15 protein-coding genes are annotated in these 15,791 nt (G+C 72.1%); 7 read left to right on the top strand and 8 right to left on the bottom strand.

Features of this window, described 5'->3' with window-relative positions; all coding sequences use genetic code 11:
• Positions 1-7: 7 nt before the first annotated feature.
• From OG496_RS30100 to OG496_RS30115, 4 genes are all read right to left on the bottom strand, one after another.
• The gene (locus OG496_RS30100; RefSeq protein ID WP_405973122.1) at positions 8-760 is read right to left on the bottom strand and encodes an anti-sigma factor domain-containing protein; all 753 of its coding nucleotides are present in this window, start codon (positions 758-760) and stop codon (positions 8-10) included.
• The gene (locus OG496_RS30105) at positions 757-900 is read right to left on the bottom strand and encodes a hypothetical protein (protein WP_405973123.1); all 144 of its coding nucleotides are present in this window, start codon (positions 898-900) and stop codon (positions 757-759) included. Before OG496_RS30105 ends, OG496_RS30100 begins: the two co-directional genes overlap by 4 nt.
• Positions 897-1,481: an ECF RNA polymerase sigma factor SigK gene (gene sigK / locus OG496_RS30110; protein WP_366494571.1), complete on the bottom strand. Its 585-nt coding sequence runs from the start codon at positions 1,479-1,481 to the stop codon at positions 897-899. The genes OG496_RS30105 and sigK overlap by 4 nt, the downstream gene beginning before the upstream one ends.
• 149 nt (positions 1,482-1,630) lie before the next feature.
• Complete coding sequence (locus OG496_RS30115; protein ID WP_405973124.1) at positions 1,631-2,788, bottom strand: lactonase family protein; 1,158 nt, start codon at positions 2,786-2,788, stop codon at positions 1,631-1,633.
• 300 nt (positions 2,789-3,088) lie between these two features.
• On the opposite strand from OG496_RS30115, the gene OG496_RS30120 reads away from it, so the two are divergent.
• On the top strand, positions 3,089-3,838 hold the full coding sequence (locus OG496_RS30120; RefSeq protein ID WP_405973125.1) for a transposase family protein: 750 nt from the start codon (positions 3,089-3,091) through the stop codon (positions 3,836-3,838).
• Between the two features lie 6 nt (positions 3,839-3,844).
• Here OG496_RS30120 and OG496_RS30125 read toward each other — a convergent pair whose 3' ends face one another.
• Together OG496_RS30125 and OG496_RS30130 are read right to left on the bottom strand one after the other, a co-directional pair.
• Positions 3,845-4,432, bottom strand: a complete 588-nt coding sequence (locus OG496_RS30125) for an MBL fold metallo-hydrolase (RefSeq protein ID WP_405973126.1) — start codon at positions 4,430-4,432, stop codon at positions 3,845-3,847.
• A 14-nt stretch (positions 4,433-4,446) separates the two neighbouring features.
• Positions 4,447-4,785: a hypothetical protein gene (locus tag OG496_RS30130; protein WP_405973127.1), complete on the bottom strand. Its 339-nt coding sequence runs from the start codon at positions 4,783-4,785 to the stop codon at positions 4,447-4,449.
• 87 nt (positions 4,786-4,872) lie between these two features.
• Here OG496_RS30130 and OG496_RS30135 point away from each other — a divergent pair, with 87 nt between their 5' ends.
• Both OG496_RS30135 and OG496_RS30140 read left to right on the top strand, forming a co-directional pair.
• Positions 4,873-7,344: a sensor histidine kinase gene (locus OG496_RS30135; protein WP_405973128.1), complete on the top strand. Its 2,472-nt coding sequence runs from the start codon at positions 4,873-4,875 to the stop codon at positions 7,342-7,344.
• The gene (locus tag OG496_RS30140; RefSeq protein ID WP_405973129.1) at positions 7,344-8,003 is read left to right on the top strand and encodes a response regulator; all 660 of its coding nucleotides are present in this window, start codon (positions 7,344-7,346) and stop codon (positions 8,001-8,003) included. The genes OG496_RS30135 and OG496_RS30140 overlap by 1 nt, the downstream gene beginning before the upstream one ends.
• A gap of 7 nt (positions 8,004-8,010) precedes the next feature.
• Here the strand turns inward: OG496_RS30140 and OG496_RS30145 are convergent, their stop codons facing one another.
• Positions 8,011-9,741, bottom strand: a complete 1,731-nt coding sequence (locus OG496_RS30145) for a transglycosylase domain-containing protein (protein WP_405976738.1) — start codon at positions 9,739-9,741, stop codon at positions 8,011-8,013.
• An 11-nt stretch (positions 9,742-9,752) separates the two neighbouring features.
• Positions 9,753-10,883: a sigma factor-like helix-turn-helix DNA-binding protein gene (locus tag OG496_RS30150; RefSeq protein ID WP_405973130.1), complete on the bottom strand. Its 1,131-nt coding sequence runs from the start codon at positions 10,881-10,883 to the stop codon at positions 9,753-9,755.
• 158 nt (positions 10,884-11,041) lie between these two features.
• On the opposite strand from OG496_RS30150, the gene OG496_RS30155 reads away from it, so the two are divergent.
• From OG496_RS30155 to OG496_RS30170, 4 genes are all read left to right on the top strand, one after another.
• On the top strand, positions 11,042-11,590 hold the full coding sequence (locus tag OG496_RS30155; protein WP_366494560.1) for a SigE family RNA polymerase sigma factor: 549 nt from the start codon (positions 11,042-11,044) through the stop codon (positions 11,588-11,590).
• Positions 11,583-12,302, top strand: coding sequence for a hypothetical protein (locus OG496_RS30160; protein ID WP_405973131.1), 720 nt, complete (start codon positions 11,583-11,585; stop codon positions 12,300-12,302). Before OG496_RS30155 ends, OG496_RS30160 begins: the two co-directional genes overlap by 8 nt.
• Before the next feature lie 661 nt (positions 12,303-12,963).
• Complete coding sequence (locus tag OG496_RS30165; protein WP_405973132.1) at positions 12,964-14,727, top strand: protein kinase domain-containing protein; 1,764 nt, start codon at positions 12,964-12,966, stop codon at positions 14,725-14,727.
• A gap of 121 nt (positions 14,728-14,848) precedes the next feature.
• Positions 14,849-15,787, top strand: a complete 939-nt coding sequence (locus OG496_RS30170; protein WP_405973133.1) for a helix-turn-helix transcriptional regulator — start codon at positions 14,849-14,851, stop codon at positions 15,785-15,787.
• Positions 15,788-15,791: the final 4 nt, after the last annotated feature.

Below are 15,791 nucleotides of genomic sequence, written 5' to 3' on the forward strand. Positions count from 1 at the left end.
CACCGCCTCAGCCCGGGAAGGTCAGCAGGGCCAGCGGCGTGGAGGTGGGGTGCGGGGAGCCGCCGGCCGGTTCGACGGTGATGCCCATGCCGGACGAGCCGTCGACGGCGCCCCGCAGCAGGACGGCCTGGTCGGTGCGGGCGGGGTTCATCAGACCGGCCGACCGCATGGTTCCGGCGTCGTCGAACCACAGCTGGTAGACCTTGCCGCCCGGCGGCCGGGCCATCCCGGAGACGACGAACACGGCCCGGTCCCGGCCGTGCGAGACGACGACGGTCCCGGTGGCACCCCCGGCCAGTCCGGCGGCCCGGGTCCTGGCGTCCGGTGCGGCCAGGACGGCGGCGATCTCGTCCGACGCCTGCACGGCCTGCCGCGCCCGGTCGCGGGCGTCCTCGGCCCGCTGGTGCTGCCAGACGGCCGTACCGCCGAGCGCCGTGGCCGCCGCGAGACAGGCGGCGAGCGCCCAGCGGGAGAGCGTACGGGTCCGCAGGCCGGCCAGCGCGGTGCGGTTCTGGGGGCGCCTGCCGGGGGTCTCCTGGCGGACGGCGGTGATCCGGCGCAGCACCTGCTCGCGCAGCGCGGTCGGGGGCGTCGCGGCGACGGCGAGCCCCAGCCGGGCGGCGGTCGCGCTCAGCTCGGCGGTCTCCTCCGCGCAGGGCTCACAGCCCGCCAGGTGGCGCTCGAAGGCGCTGTTCTCCTCATCGGGCAGCGCGTGCAGGGCGTAGGCACCCGTCAGCCGGTGCAGATCGACGGTCGTCACGCGGTCACCCCCAGGCGGTCGGACAGCGTGTGCGCGGAGTTCGGGCTGGTATGCCGGTAGGGGTCGGTGGTCGTCGTGCGGTCGCGCCGCGCGTGCGGGGCGGGTGAACCGGTCAGCCGGCGGGGGTCGACGGTGGTCACGCGGTCACCCCCAGGCAGTCGCGCAGCCGGATCAGTCCGTCGCGCAGGCGGGTCTTCACGGTTCCCAGTGGCAGCGCCAGCGCCTCCGCCACCTCGCGGTAGGTCAGGCCCCGGTAGTACGCCAACGTGACGGACTGGCGCTGGAGTTCGGTCAGCGTGCGCAGACAGCGCCGTACCTGTTCGCGCTCCAGCCGGGCCTCGACGCGCTCGGCCACCTCGTCGTACTCGGGGAGCTGGGCCAGCAGCGCGGCCTTGTGGTCGCGGGCCGCCGCGGCGTCCACCGAGCGCACCCGGTCCACCGCCCGGCGGTGCGCGAGGGTGAGGATCCAGTTGACGGCGGTGCCGCGGTCGCGCCGGTAGCGGGGAGCCGTCCGCCACACCTCCACCAGCACCTCCTGCGTCACCTCCTCCGACTGCGCCTGGTTGCGCAGCACCGCCCGCACGACCCCCAGCACCGGCCCCGCCACGGCGTCGTAGACACCCGCGAAGGCGTCCTCGTCCCCGAGGGCCACCCGGCCGACCAGTTCCTCCAGGTCGGGCCCTGCGGCCGGGTTTCTGCCGATATGCACTGCTTCTTTCACCGAGGGCCTCCGCGGTCGGGACATGTCCGGGCGTAATCCGTTCCTGCCGGGACCTTGGATTGGATGCGGTGCCAACGAAAACAGGGGGAGAGCGGGTACGGGTCCGGGGCCCGCCGCGGTGCGGGCCCCGGTGTCGGTGCCGGTGTCGGTCAGCCCGCGGCGATGCCCTCGCCGCCGACGGCGTCCGGTACGACGACCGAGCCGATCGCGGTGAGTGCCCCCTTCGGTCCGACCCGGAACTCGTCCACCGTGCCCTGGACTCCCGTCTGGACGTACAGGTACCGGCCGTCCGAGGAGGCCGCCGCGTCCACCGTGCCGGGGTGGGTGGCCGTGTTGCCGAGTGCGGTGAGCCCGCTGCCGGGGCCGACCCGGTAGCCGGAGAGGGTGCCGCTGGCCGCGTTGGAGACGTAGAGCTGGTCACCGGCGGTCACCGCCCAGCAGGTGGCGGTCTGGCCGGTCGGGACGGTCCCCTTCGCGGTCAGTCTGCCGTCGCGGCCGACCGTGAAGGTGCCCACCGAGTTCGTCCCGGCCTCCGTCACCCGGATCCGCCCGGCGGAGTCGAAGGCGAACCCGAACGGCACGGCGCCGGGGGTCGAGGTCACCACCGGCCGCGCGGACGGACCGCTGTGCACGCCGACCGGGAAGACGTCGATGCTCTGCCCCGAGGCCTTGGTGGTGACGACGAGCTTCGAACCGTCCGGGGTGAAGGAGATCTGCCCGACGGCCGAAGTCCCCTTGTCCAGACCGAGTTCGCGGTGCCAGGACGGAACCTTCACCAGCCGTTCGCCGGTCCGCACGAAGCCCTGTACGGAACCGCCGCCGAGCGTGTTGGCGACGTAGACCCGGTTCCCGTGGAACGTGACGCTGACCGGGAAACTCCCGCCGCTGGAGATCTCCTGGACCCGCCGCAGGTGCGTGCCGTCCACGGCGAAGACGGTCACGGTGTCGCTGCCCGCGTTCACGGCGTAGAGCAGCTGGTGGTGCCGGTCGTAGGCGAGCGACCCCTGCGAGGCGAGGTGGTCGGCGACGGTGCCGGCCAGCATGCCGCCCTTGCCGCCGGTGGAGTAGACGCTCTTCTGGGCGAGGGTGCCGTCGGCGGCGCGGGCGTAGGCCACGACGGTGTTCGCGGCGGTGTTGTCGCTCTGCACGAACACCGTTGCGCTGCCGCTGTGTTGAGGGCTGCGGTGTGCGTCGGCGGCGACGGCTGCGGGGGCGGCGAAGAGTGCGGCTGCGGCGAGGGCTGCGCCGGTGCCGATGGCGCGGGTGATCCGGGAAGTGCGGGCGGCGCGGGCCTTGGTGACGGTCATGCGTGCGTACTCCTCTTGCGGAAAAGGGCAGTTGCGAGCCGGCGAGGTGGTCACGCTCGGTGCCGGACGATTCGCAACGCTAGACCGGGAGGAGGGGATTAAACGGTCATAAGGTGCACTTATGGGTCGACGTCCCAGGTTCGTAAGAAGGTCGCGGAGGCCGGTGGAAGGTCACGGCGATCAGTGAGCTTCTTCGAGTTGGCCACCGATCAGGTGACGGTCCATGAAGCGCAACGAGCGAGGCCCCCGGGCTGTTGATCGAGATGTCTGACGTCTCAACCACGCTGCTCGGGGGCCTCGTTGGTCATCTATCCTGCCGCACTCGACCTGCCCCATGCGCTCGTGGAGTGGGTCACGATGCTCATCGTCACCCGTGAGGGTGACCGGCGCTGCAAGCTCCGCCCGTCCCAGCGCGCGATGGTGGCACTGGTGTACCTGCGCGAACACACGACCCTGGCGAAGATCGCTGCCGGGTTCGGGATCAGCGAGTCCACCGCCCACGCCTACACCAGCACGGTCATCCGCCTGCTCGCCGAACGTGCGCCGGGTCTGCTGAAAGTCCTGCGCGAGGCCGATGCGGACTTCGTCCTGCTGGACGGCACGCTCGCCGAATGCGACCGGGTCGGCGACGGACGGGCCGACTATTCCCACAAACACCGCCGGCACGGAGTGAACGTGCAGGTGGTCACCGACCCGGCTGGCCGGCTGCTGTGGCTCTCGCCCGCATTGCCCGGCCGGGCTCACGACCTGACCGCTGCCCGCACCCACCGGATCATCCGCATCTGCGAGCGCCAAGGCGTCCCCATCCTGGCCGACCTCGCCTACCAGGGCGGCGGCCCCTGGGTGACCACGGGCATCAAACGCAGGCCCCTGCAGGAACTCACCCTCACCGAGAAGACCCTCAACCGGGCCCTGGCCGCGGCACGGGCACCGGTCGAACGCGGCGTCGCACGCCTGAAGTCCTGGCAGATCTTCCGCAGATCCCGATGCAGCCCAAACCGCATGACGTCAATCGCCAAAGCCATCCTCACCCTGGAGCGGCAACGCTGAAGAAGCTCAGTGGGCGCCGAACTGCCGTGCCTGCCGGGTGGCGCTCCGCACGTCTCCGGCGAAGGGCTCGCCGTGCCCGGGCAGCAGCAGTTCCGTCATCTGCTCTGCCGCCAGTTGGTCGAGGCGGTCGAGGGCGTCGAGCGCGGCCCCGCTGTCATGGGTGAAGCAGCGGCTCACGATCGTGGGTCCGGTGCGGTCGGTGAAACCGTCCGCGGTGACCAGCGCGTCGCCGGTGAAGAGGAGACCGCGGTCGGCGAAGACGTACGCGGTGCTGCCGGGCGTGTGACCGGGCAGGGCGACGGCCTGCGGGGCGCCGGGAACGTCCTTCAGTACCTGGTCGGCGTCGAAGGTGCGCGCGCCCGGCACCCCGGGCGCGGTGAAGGCGCCGTCGCGGGCCAGTCGTAGCGGAACGGCGAGAGCGGACGGCCGGCGCAGCAGATAGGGAACCATCGAACGCTCGGGCTTGGCATGGCGGTTCGCGCTCCGCGGCCCGTCGCGCAGGATGGCGGCGTCCCGCTCGTGGATCCAGAGCTCGGCGCCGGCTTCCCGGAGGGGCTGGTCCGCCGGCACGTACGAGGAGTGGCTGGCGGACACCCTCACGGCCGTGCTCAGGCCGTAGGGCGAGGGGCCGGGGCGGTGGCCGCGTCGGTGGGGTGCTCGTGCTCGGGGTCGTCCTCGGCGTCCGCGCGGCTGTCCTTGCCGAAGAAGAAGCTCAGTACGACGGTGACGGTGGAGGTGACGGCGAGCCGCAGCGCCCACGCGGCGGCGGAGCCGTCCTCGATGGAGGAGGTGAAGTCGGGCCCGTGGAGCAGCGCGCTGCTCAGCGGGAGCGACCCCGCGCAGCTCAACAGGTAGACCCACAGCGGTGGTTCGTTGGAGGCGATGAGGACCGTGGCCGCGACGACCACGATCACACTGAGTACGACGGTGAGCGAAGTGATGTCCATGGCCGTAAGCATTCCGTCGCCCGGACACCGAGTCGTCGACGCAACGGAGGAACGAGGCCTCTACCCGGAGATAGAGAAGCCCCCGCCGTGAACTCCCCGATCCGCGTGGCGAGTTCTACGCTCGTCCCCGACATGGAGACGACGACACGAGACTGGGCGCTGCCGGTACTGCTCGTCGCCGTGCAGCTGGCGGCGCTCGGCCCCGGGGCCGACTTCCTGGACGTCCGGACACCGGGCCCGGTGGGCGTCGTAGGCCTGCTCCTCGCCGTCACGGTGGAGACCGTCGCCCTGAGCCGACGCCGACACACGCCCGTGCGGGCCCTGTTGTGGACCCTGGGCGCATCGGCACTCGGCCAGAGGACGGCCTACGACGCCTACGCCGACCTGGGTCTGCCCGTCGCCCTGTACTCGGTCGCGGTCCGCTGCCCGGCCGGGGTCACCTCGCGGGCCCTCGCCGTGACCGTGGGCGTGTCCTGGTTGCCGGCGGCCGTACGGTTCGGGTTCCAGCCGGCGCTCGCCACCCAACTGGCCATCGTGGCGGGCACGTACGTCGTCTGCGCGGGCCTCGGGCTGGCGCGCCGGCAGTGGCTGGCGAGGAGGCTGGCGGCGGCCCGTCTGCTGGCCGGCGCGGAGGAGAGCCGGCAGCGGGCCGGTGAGTCCGAACGGGCCCGGCTCGCCCGCGAGTTGCACGACGTCGGCGCACACCATCTGACCTCGGTCGTGGTGACCGTCGACGTGGCCCGCAGACTTGGCGACCGCAGGCCGGAACTCGTCGCCGAGGCACTGGAGTTCGCCGAACGCACCGGCCGCGAGACCCTGACGGCGATCCACCGGCTGGTCGCGGTGATGCGGGACACGCGCCACACCGAAGCCCGCCCGATGACCGACCGCGTCCATGAACTCATCGCCGGATTCGGCCGGTTGGGCCGCCCGATCGCCGCCGAACTGCCCGACGACCTCGCCGGCCCCGCCGCCGAGGCGGTCCACGGCATCATCCGCGAGGCCCTCACCAACGCCCTGCGCCACGCACCCGGAGCGGCCGTACGGGTCGAGGTACAACGCGTGGGCGGAGTGCTGGAGTTGACCGTGGACAACACCGCCGCGCGGGGCTCCGCCGATTACACCGGCATGGGGTCGGGCCGGGGCGTCACGGGGATGCGGGAGCGCGCGGCGGCGGTGGGCGGCGAACTGACCGCAGGGCCTGGTCCCGGCTCCGGTTCCGAGGGTGGTTGGCGTGTCCGTGCCCAACTCCCCGACACCACGGGCCCGTTGCGGTCCGCCGCGCGCCCTCGTCGCCGTGACCATCCGCGGGAGCAGCGGCTGACGGACAGCGCGCTCACGTTCACGGCGACCGTACTTCCGCTGGTTCTTCTGCTGACGGCGGCGGAGGACTGGACCGGGGGCCCGACCGGCGCCGGGGCCATCGCCCTGGTGTCCGCGCTGCTCGCCCTGCACGCACTGCCGCTGCTGTGGCGCCGACGCGCCCCTTGGCTCGTTCTGACCGCGCTGCTGGCGACGTCATGGCTGTGGCCGCCGGCCTGCGCGTTCGCCCGACTGCCGGGCCAGGTGACCCCGTTCCTGGCGGGCGGCCTGCTGGCCGAGACGCTGGCCGTCTACACCCTCGGCGCCTACGGCCGCGGCGCCACCCGCACCTGGCCCGCACCGCTCGTGACCGCGGGCGCGAGCGCCTGCGCACTGACCGTGACGGCCGCCGCCGACGGCGAGTTGGCCGGCGAGCCCGTGTCCGCACTCACCGTGGCGCTGATCGCCGTGCCACTGGGAGTGCTGCTGTGCCTGTTGTTCGCCCTGGCCTGGGGCGCGGGCCTGATCGTCCGCGCCCGACGACTGCGCGCGGTGGCCCGCGACGACCTCGCCCTCAGCAACTCCCTGTGGGAGGCACGCACGGCAGCGGGCGCGGAACGCCACCGACTGGCGGCACGACTGAGGGAAGCGGTACTCCACCGCACATCGACGCTCGTCCAACTCGCCCACCAGGGACGGCTGGAGAGCCATGCGGTACGGCTGGAGGAGGTGGCCGCGGAGGCCCGCGCGACGCTCGCCGCGATGCGGGAACTGCTGCACGAGATGAGCGACACGGACGCGGACATGGACGCAGGCGTGGACGCTGACGCACAGGGCGACGAACACGCACGCGTGACACGACCGACCGCGGCCGACCTCGCGACCCTGTACCGGACCGCGGGCCCCGCCGGCCGGAAGGTGACCGTGCGCGGTCTCCCCGAACAGGCCGCAGGTCTTCCGGAACCCGTGATCCTGACGGCGTACCGACTGCTGGAAACGGCACTCGGCGCGGGCGACCGAGGGCCGGCCCGGATACGACTGCGGCGGCGCCGGGGCGCGCTGCACCTGACGATCACCGGCGTGCGCCTGGCGGTGAACGGCCCCGTCACGGACCGCCTGCGCGCGCAGGCCACCGCCGCGGAAGCCCGCATCGCCTTCGAACAGCCCGGTACGGTACGGGTGTTGCTGCCGCTGCCGGCCGGCCCGAGCCGGCCGCCGGCCCCCGCCGAGGAGGTGTCCCCGTCGCCACACGTGTGATGGTCGTGGACGACCAGGCGGTGGTCCGCGCGGGGTTCGCCGCCATCGTCGACGCGGAACCCGACATGACCGTGGTCGGTGAGGCGGGGGACGGCGCGAGCGCCGTGGAACTGGCCACCCGAGAGGCACCCGACCTGGTCCTGATGGACATCCGCATGCCCGGCATGGACGGTCTGACGGCGACCCGTTTCATCACCGCGCTGGAGACGGCCCCACGTGTCCTGGTCCTGACGACCTTCGACCTGGATGCCTACGTCTACGAGGCACTGCGGGCAGGCGCCTCGGGCTTCCTCCTCAAGGACGCCCAGCCCGAGGAACTCCTGAACGCCCTGCGCGTCGTAGCCTCCGGCGAGGGCATCCTCGCCCCGGCCGTCACCCGCCGCCTGATCGACACCTTCGCCCAGGGCGCACCCCCACCACCCGCGGTCACCGGCGCCCTCACGGCGCTCACCCCACGCGAACGGGAAGTCCTCCTCCACATCGCCTCGGGCCTCGCCAACGCGGAGATCGCGACGGCCCTGGGCGTGACCACGGGGACCGTGAAAACCCACGTCAACGCCCTGCTGACCAAGCTGGGGCTACGGGACCGGGTGCAGGCGACGATCCTGGCGTACGAGAGCGGTCTGATACGGCCGGGGGGCGGCGGGGCCGCCGACTGACCGGCGCCTATCCCGTCGCCCTGGTCGCCAGCCGCCAGATCTGTGCCGCCGTCTCCTCCGCGGACCCGACCGGCGACGGATCGTTCGGGAGTTGGGCGGGCACGGTCGTGTTCTTCTTCTCGCCGGGGCGGTCGGCGAAGAGGGCGACTGTCAGGGCGAGTTGGGGGTCCTGGGTGGTGGACCAGATGGTTCGGCGGGTGATTCCGCCGCCCGCTCCGGCGGTGAAGGAGGTCTGGGGAGCCTTCTGGGCGGAGGGGGTCGAAGGGATCGCCTCTGCGGACGTCTTGGACGGCTCTGACGTCTTGGATGTCTGGGACATCTGCGCGTTCACCATGAACGCTTCCTTCTCGTCCAGCGCGCGCCGCGTGTCAGGGTGCGCGGTGTACACCTGCCGGCCGTCCCGGGTGATCTTCGTGACCGTGTACGGGGTCGCGTACACGCCGTCCGCCGCCACGGTCGCGTAGGCGGAGGCCAGCTTCAGGGGGGTGGGTGCGGGGGTCTTCCGCAGGTCGGCCAACGGGGTGCCGAGGCGGACCTTGCCGAAGGGGTCCAGGGCCGTTCCCGCTTCTACGGCGCCGCCCACCGCGTCGTTGAACGGTTGCCGGGCGTAGTCCGAGCCCCCGTACAGGAGCCGTACCGCCCCGTCGCCGGGCTTGATCGCCACGACCGCCGTGTGCAGTGTGATGCCCTTGCCGTCCTTGCCGCTCTTGCCGGCCTTGAGGTTCTTCACCGCCTCCGTCGTGGCGTCCTGGAGGGCCAGGTCGAACGTGGTGTGCACGGTGTAGCCGCCGCGGGCCAACTGGTCCTCGGTGATGCCGAGCCGGTCGGCGGCCTCCTGCGCCGCCACGTCGATCATGTACTGCCGCTGCCCCTCGGTCGTGCCCGGCGGGTAGAAGCGGAAGGCCGGGAAGGCGGCGTCGGCGCGTTGCTTCGCGGTGATGGCGCCACTCGTCGCCATCGCGTCGAGCACCCATGTCCAGCGCGCCCTGAGTGTCGCGGTCACCTTGGGGTCGGAGCCCGCCTTCTCGTAGTACGACGGGATGTTGACGATCGATGCGAGCGCGGCGCCCTGGGAGACGGTCAGGTTCCGGGTGTCCACGCCGAAGTAGTTGCGCGCCGCTGCCTGGATGCCGGCCGAACCCCGGCCGAAGTAGACCGTGTTGAGGTAGCCCGCCAGGATGTCGTCCTTGGACCGGGTGCGGTCGAGCTTGATCGCGATCAGGGCCTCGCGGGCCTTGCGGGACAGGGACTGTTCGGGGCTCAGCAGGGCGTTCTTCACGTACTGCTGGGTGATGGTGGAACCGCCCTGTCGTTCGCCGCCGGTCAGGGAGGCCAGTACCGCGCGGGCGATGGCTCGGGGCGAGACGCCGTCATCCGTACGGAAGGAACGGTTCTCGGCCGCGATCACCGCGTCCTGGACGTACCGCGGGACCTGTGACAGGGGTACCTCCTGGCGGTCCACCGGGCCGCGTCGGCCCAGGTAGGAGCCCTTGTCGTCGACGAAGACCGTGCTCTGCGTGACGGTCTCCGGGTGCGGCTCGGGGATGTCCGTCAGGCGGTACGCGACGACCGCCGCCGTGCAGAGCGACGCGATCAGCAGGACGAAGGCGATGAGCAGCCGGCGCAGCAGGCGGCCCCGGGTGCGGCGGAGGCGCAGGCGGAGCGGGATGCGCCGTAGACGGGCGCGGGCTCGGGTGCGGATGCGGTGCGAGCCGGTGCGAGGCCGGTTCCAGGGCATCGTGGGGCGCTTCACTTGGCTGCCCCGCTCCGTGCGACGGCCTTGCCTGCCGCGTCGTACACCGTGACGGCGGGGCCACCGTCGACGGAGCTCGCCTTCAACTCCTCCGGCGTCAGCGGTGCGCGCGCGTACCAGACGCCCCAGCCCGGGCTGCCGGCCAGCGTGAGGACCGTACCGGTGATCCTGCGGTCGTCGACGGTGACCTCGACGCGGGCCGGGTCGGCGGACAGGCCGCGGTACAGGCCCGACAGGAAGTACGAAGTGTTGTTCAGCGGGTCGGGCTGCACGGAGACGGTCGGCTGCTTGCTCTCGGCGCTGACCTTCCTGCCGCTCCCGTAGCTGTCCTTGTACTTGCTCCTGTAGGCGTCCTCGTACCTGTCCTCCTCGCTCTCGTCGGTCAGGCCGAGGAACTGGTTGGGCGCTTCCGGCGTCGACCAGTGCTTGCCGTCGGTGGTCAGCCAGACCTGTACGCCCGGTACGGCGTCCACGCGTTCACCGGGCGCGACGATCCGTATCGGGCTCTGCGCCACGTCGGACGCCCCGCCGCCCGACCCGTCCGTGGAGCCGCCGCCCATGAACCGGTCCGCGCCGAACACGACCCCCGGCACGAGCAACAGCCCGCAGGCGACCGCGACTACGCCTCTACGGCGCCGTCGTAGCGCCCGGCCCTGCTGTTCGACGGCATCGAGCCGAACGGCCAACGGGACAAGGCCGGTTGCGGCCTCGGCGAAGAGCCCCCGCAGCCGCTCGGCATCACCCCCGCACACCGCCAGTCCCCGCCGGGCCCGGCTCCTCACCGCACCGGCCGACCAGCCGAGCAACTGGGCGATCTCCGCCTCGCGCAGGCCCTCCCGGTGCAGCAGCACGAGCACGGCCCGTCGGGCCTTCGCGCGGCGCGCCCGGCCCCGCGCCCCGCGCAGGTACTCCTTGACCAGGAACCGTCGTACATAGAAGTCCACGTCGTCCCGAGGTATCCGGTGCCACCGCGCGCACACCCGCACCAGAGTTCTCCGCGCCAACTCGGCCGCCACCCGGGGGTCGTTCGGGCCGCCCGGGTCGCCGGAGAGCAGGTGGGCGGTGGTGACCAGCTCGGGCAGGCGCGCGTGTGCGTACGCGGCGAAGTCATCGGGGGAGTGCGGCACTTCGGGGGTCCTCCGGTACGGCTGTGGGGGAAGTGGATCCAGGGACGCGTGTTTGTCGTCTTTCCTGTGGGGCGTGTGGTGAGGACGCGGCCATCGGGACCTGTACGCACGGCGAGGGCGGTCAGGTTGCACGGGAATTCCAAGACTCCGGTGAGGTCATGACCGAGGACGAGTTCGACGCTTTCTACGCGGCCACGTTTCCCCGTCTGACCGGCCAGCTCTCGGCGTTCACCGGAGACAGGGAGGAGGCGCAGGACGTGGTCCAGGAGGCGTTCGTACGGGCCTGGGACCGGCGCGGGGACTTCCTCGCGGACGAGGCGCCCGAGGCGTGGATCCGTACGGTCGCCATGCGGCTGGCGGTGAGCCGCTGGCGCCGGGCCAGGCGCTGGCTGGAGCTGGTGCGCCGTACTCCACCGCCCGGGGCGGTTCCGGGACCCGACCCTGATCACACGGCACTTGTCGCCGCGCTGCGCCAACTGCCCAAGGCCCAGCGGATGGTGATCGTCCTGCACCATCTGTGTGACGTGAGTGTCGAGCAGATAGCCTCCGACACGGGTGCGCCGGTGGGGACGGTCAAGGCCAGGCTGTACCGGGGACGAGCGGCGCTCGCGAAGCATCTGACGGTCGACGAGGCCGACGGGGCGGGCAGGGCGGGCGAGTTGGGCAAGGCGGACGTGCCGGTTCGGAAGGAGAGCGGGCGTGTCTGACGACCGGACGAACTCCGAACTCTCCAGCGCCCTGGGCGAGTTGGCGGCCGCGAACGAGACCTTCCCGGCTCTCACCGGCGCCGAGGTCCGCGGCCGTGCCGTGCGCCGGGGGCGCCGTCGGATGGCGGGCACGTTGGGCGCGGTCACGGCGGCCCTCGCCCTGGTGGCCTTCGCGCTGACCCTGGACCTCACGGACTCGGCCGACTCCGCGAACCCCGCGGGGCCGGGGGGCAGTCACCGGATCCCGGCGGCCACGCCCACTGTTCCGTCGGCCTCCCCGTCGGTCTCCACGCCTTCCCCCGTGGCGTCGTCCGCCGTCCCGCCCACACCCGTCACCGCAGGCCTCGACCTCCGCAAGCGCGTCCTGATCGTGGGGAAGCGGGCCATGCCGCTCACGGACAGCTCCCTCAACACCCCAAAGGTCGTAGGGCCGTTGACCGTGTACGACAAGCAGCCCGACGTCAAGATCCTCACCGTCGTCGACTCGACCGCCGGCGCCCGCTACAACGCGGAGATCTCCTACGCGGTCGAACTGCGCGACGCCGACAACGAGCCGGTGTACGTCGGCGCCGCCCTCGGCTACGACAAGGAGAACATCGGCAAGTACGAGACCAGCGGCGGCTGGATCGACCTGGACGCGTCCGACGCCAAGTGGTTCTACGCGTCGGTGAAGGCCGGCACCGCGATCGAGGTCACCGGCACCACGTCCTGAACCCAGGGCGCGTCCACCTTGGCCCACAGGTCACTCCTGTCCTGCCCTCAGAACACAGCCGTGGCACAGCCATGGCACAGCAACACGCGGGCGGCGCAGAGCAGTTCAGCGACGCACCTCCTTGGGCCGCCACCCGATGCCCGGGGGTGGTACTCCTGTTGCCACCCCCGGGGCTGGCGGTCGCCGTGTCTTCCGGAGGATGATCGGGCACGCGAAGAGCCCGGCGAGTTCGTTCACCGCGGTCGGCGGGCCTTCATGACGTGAGATGGCGGCGCCGCCCTGCCGGTGGCCTGGCCGCGCAGCGTCGCAGACCCCGAGCCGGAGACAGTCGGAAGCCGTTGTCCCACCGAGTCCGGGGTCCGACTGATCCACCACAGACCTCCCCAATGGCGGCCCCGCTCCTCATGGAACCGATCAACAGTCCTGGAGTCGCCCCGTGCGCGGCACCCGGGCCCGACCGCGGGCCGATGACGCCGGCCCCGGCGCCGGACGGCGCACCGCTTCGGCCGCGCCCCGCGCTCTCGGCATCCACCCGGCCTCCGGGGACGCGCCGCTCCTCAAACAGCCCTAGACAAAGGGCCGTTGGACGTGCGGCCGGGCAGCGGAACCCCGTAGGGTCGTCGGCCGGATCGGTCCCCGAAGCAGCGGAAAGGAACCCACGGTGTCCGACGAAGGACGGCTGATCGCCGACCGGTACCGCATCCTCGACCGGATCGGCCGCGGCGGCATGGCCACCGTGTGGCGCGCCCACGACGAACTCCTCGACCGCCAGGTCGCCGTCAAGAAGCTCCATCCCCAGCCGCATCTCGACGCCGACGCACTCGACACCCTCTTCGAGCGCACCCGCCGCGAGGCCCGCAGCGCGGCCCGGATCAGCCACCCCAACGTGGTCGTCGTCCACGACGTCGTGGACGACGAGGGTCTGCCCATCATCGTCATGGAGTACGTGCCGTCCACCACCCTCGCCGACCTGATCAGGACGCACGGCCCGGTCCCGCCCGAGGAGGCCGCCAGGATCGGCCGTCGCGTGCTCGCCGCGTTACGAGCGGCGCATCGGGCCGGGATCCTGCACCGGGACGTGAAGCCGGCCAACGTGCTGCTCGCCAAGGACGGCCGGGTGGTCCTCACCGACTTCGGGATCGCCCAGGCCGCCGAGACCTCCGCCCTCACCCGCACCGGCCAACTGGTGGGCTCGGTCGACTTCATGGCCCCCGAGCGGCTCGTCGGCGCCAAACCGGGCCCGGAGGCCGACCTCTGGGCCCTGGGCGCCACGCTGTTCCAGGCGGTCGACGGGCGCTCACCGTTCCTCCGGGACACGGTGACGGAGACGATGTACGCCATCGCCATGGAGCCGCCCCCGGAGGTCCGGAGCGCCGGGCCGCTGACCTCGCTCATCCAGGGTCTGCTCATCGGCAATCCGGCCGACCGGATATCGGCCGAGGACGCCGAGGGCCTCTTGCGGCCCGCGGGGACCGACCCGCGACGAAGACAGCCCGCCGTCGCTTCGCCCGCCGTCACTCCGCCCGCCACTACTCCGCCCGCCGCCGGTACGACGGCTGAAGCTCCGGCTGTGGCAGCGGAGTCGGCGGCGGGCTCGACGCCGGCGCCGAGTCCGAGTTCCGCCGACGACCCGGCAGCGGAACGCCCGGAGCCGGCCACGACCGACCCGCAGGCGCCGCGCCCCTCCGGCCGCCGAACGGGCCGTTCGAAGAGGCTGGTCGTGCTTGCCGCGTCGGTTGTCACAGCGGTAGCGGTACTGGTCACGATCGCGATCACGATGCTGGCCGACACGACGAAGGGGAAGAACACCAGCGGCGCCGAAGTGTCGACCGGCCCGCTTCCGGTCGACGGCACCACGCCGTCGCGGTCCGCGGGCACACCGACGGCCTCCGCCACCTCCTCACCGTCGAGTTCTACGAGTGCCGGCCTCAAGTCGCCCACGCCGCACACCTCTTCGCAGGCGTCGACGTCCAAGTCCGGACAGGAGGACGCCACCACGGACCCCGGGGCGGAGAGCCCCACCACGGACAGCGGATCCGGGTCGTCGGTCGTCCCGGCCGTCCATGCCCTGGTGGTCCCCGCCACGGAGAAGTGCCTGAGCGGCGGCGCCGCGACCGAGGGGATCCAGCTGGTCCAGGCCACGTGCGACGACTCCGCGGGGCAGCGATGGCGTATCGGAACGGACGGGACCTTCCGGGCGTCGGGGAAGTGCATGACCGTGGCCGGAGGGGCGAGCGCCGACCGTACCGAGATCCAACTGACCGCGTGCGGCGGCGACTCCAGCCAGCGGTTCCACTTCTCCGGTACGGAACTGCTGGCCGATCAGTCACAGAAATGCGTCACCGTTTTCGGGGGCACGAGCGGCACGGTGGTGGTCCTCTGGGAGTGCAACAACTGGGACAACCAGACCTGGACGGTTCGATGACCCACGGCGCACCTCCGCCGCCCTCGACATCGGCGGTCAGGACTCGACCCCGTGTAACGAATCAGCCGTACGGCAGCAGAACCTTCGTGTCGTCCGGGGCATCGGGACGACGATGCCCCGCATGGCGACGATGAATCACTTCGGCATGACCCTGCGCGGCTGGCGCGAGCGCACGTCACCGCTGGAGAGCGGGCTGGACGCCGGCGGGGAGCGGCGTCTGCCCGGACTGCGCCGCGAGGAACTGGCCCGTCTGGCAGGCATATCGGTCGACTACGTGGTGCGGCTGGAACAGGGCCGCGCGCGCAATCCCTCGGCCCAGGTGGTCGCCGCCCTGGCCAGAGCCATGCGCCTCGACCCGTCCGAGCGTGACCACCTGTTCCGATGCGCCCAGCTCGCACCGCCCTCCGCCGGGAACGTCTCCCGGCACATACCCGTGAGCGTGCGGCGACTGGTACACCAGTTGGGAGCGATTCCCGCCGGGGTCTTCGCCGCCGACTGGACCATCATCGGCTGGAACAGGATGTGGACGGCCGCGGCCGGCGATCCCCGCGCGTACGGCTGGGAGGGGCACAATCTCGTCGCCGGGATGTTCCAGACGAGAGCCAGCCGGGACCGGGACCCGATCGCGGCCTGGCCCGTCCGGACCTGGGGAGGCAGCGAAGCGGAGGAGAAGGTCCTCGTCGCCGATCTGCGTGTGACGGCGGCCGCCCATCCCCAGGACGAACGTCTTGCCTCACTCGTCGAAGGCATGCTCCGACGGGAACCGGCGTTCGCCCGACTGTGGTTCAACGGCACTGCCGCCCCCTGGGCCGGCGACCGCAAGACCATCGAACATCCACTGGTGGGTGACATCACCCTCGACGTCGACGTCCTGATGCCCGCCGGCACCGACCTCCGGATCCTCACGTGTGCGGCCGCCGCCGAGACCACCGACGCGGAGAAGCTGGATGCTCTGCGTGCGGCCTGCGATCTGCCTCGCCCGCCTCACCTGTCGCATCTGCCGCGCACCGGTCCGGCCCGCCCCGATGCGGAGATCCCGGGCCTCGACAGCCTCGACTGAGCAC

Origin of the sequence: Streptomyces sp. NBC_00988, from assembly GCF_045162645.1 — a bacterium.
Taxonomy (GTDB): domain Bacteria; phylum Actinomycetota; class Actinomycetes; order Streptomycetales; family Streptomycetaceae; genus Streptomyces.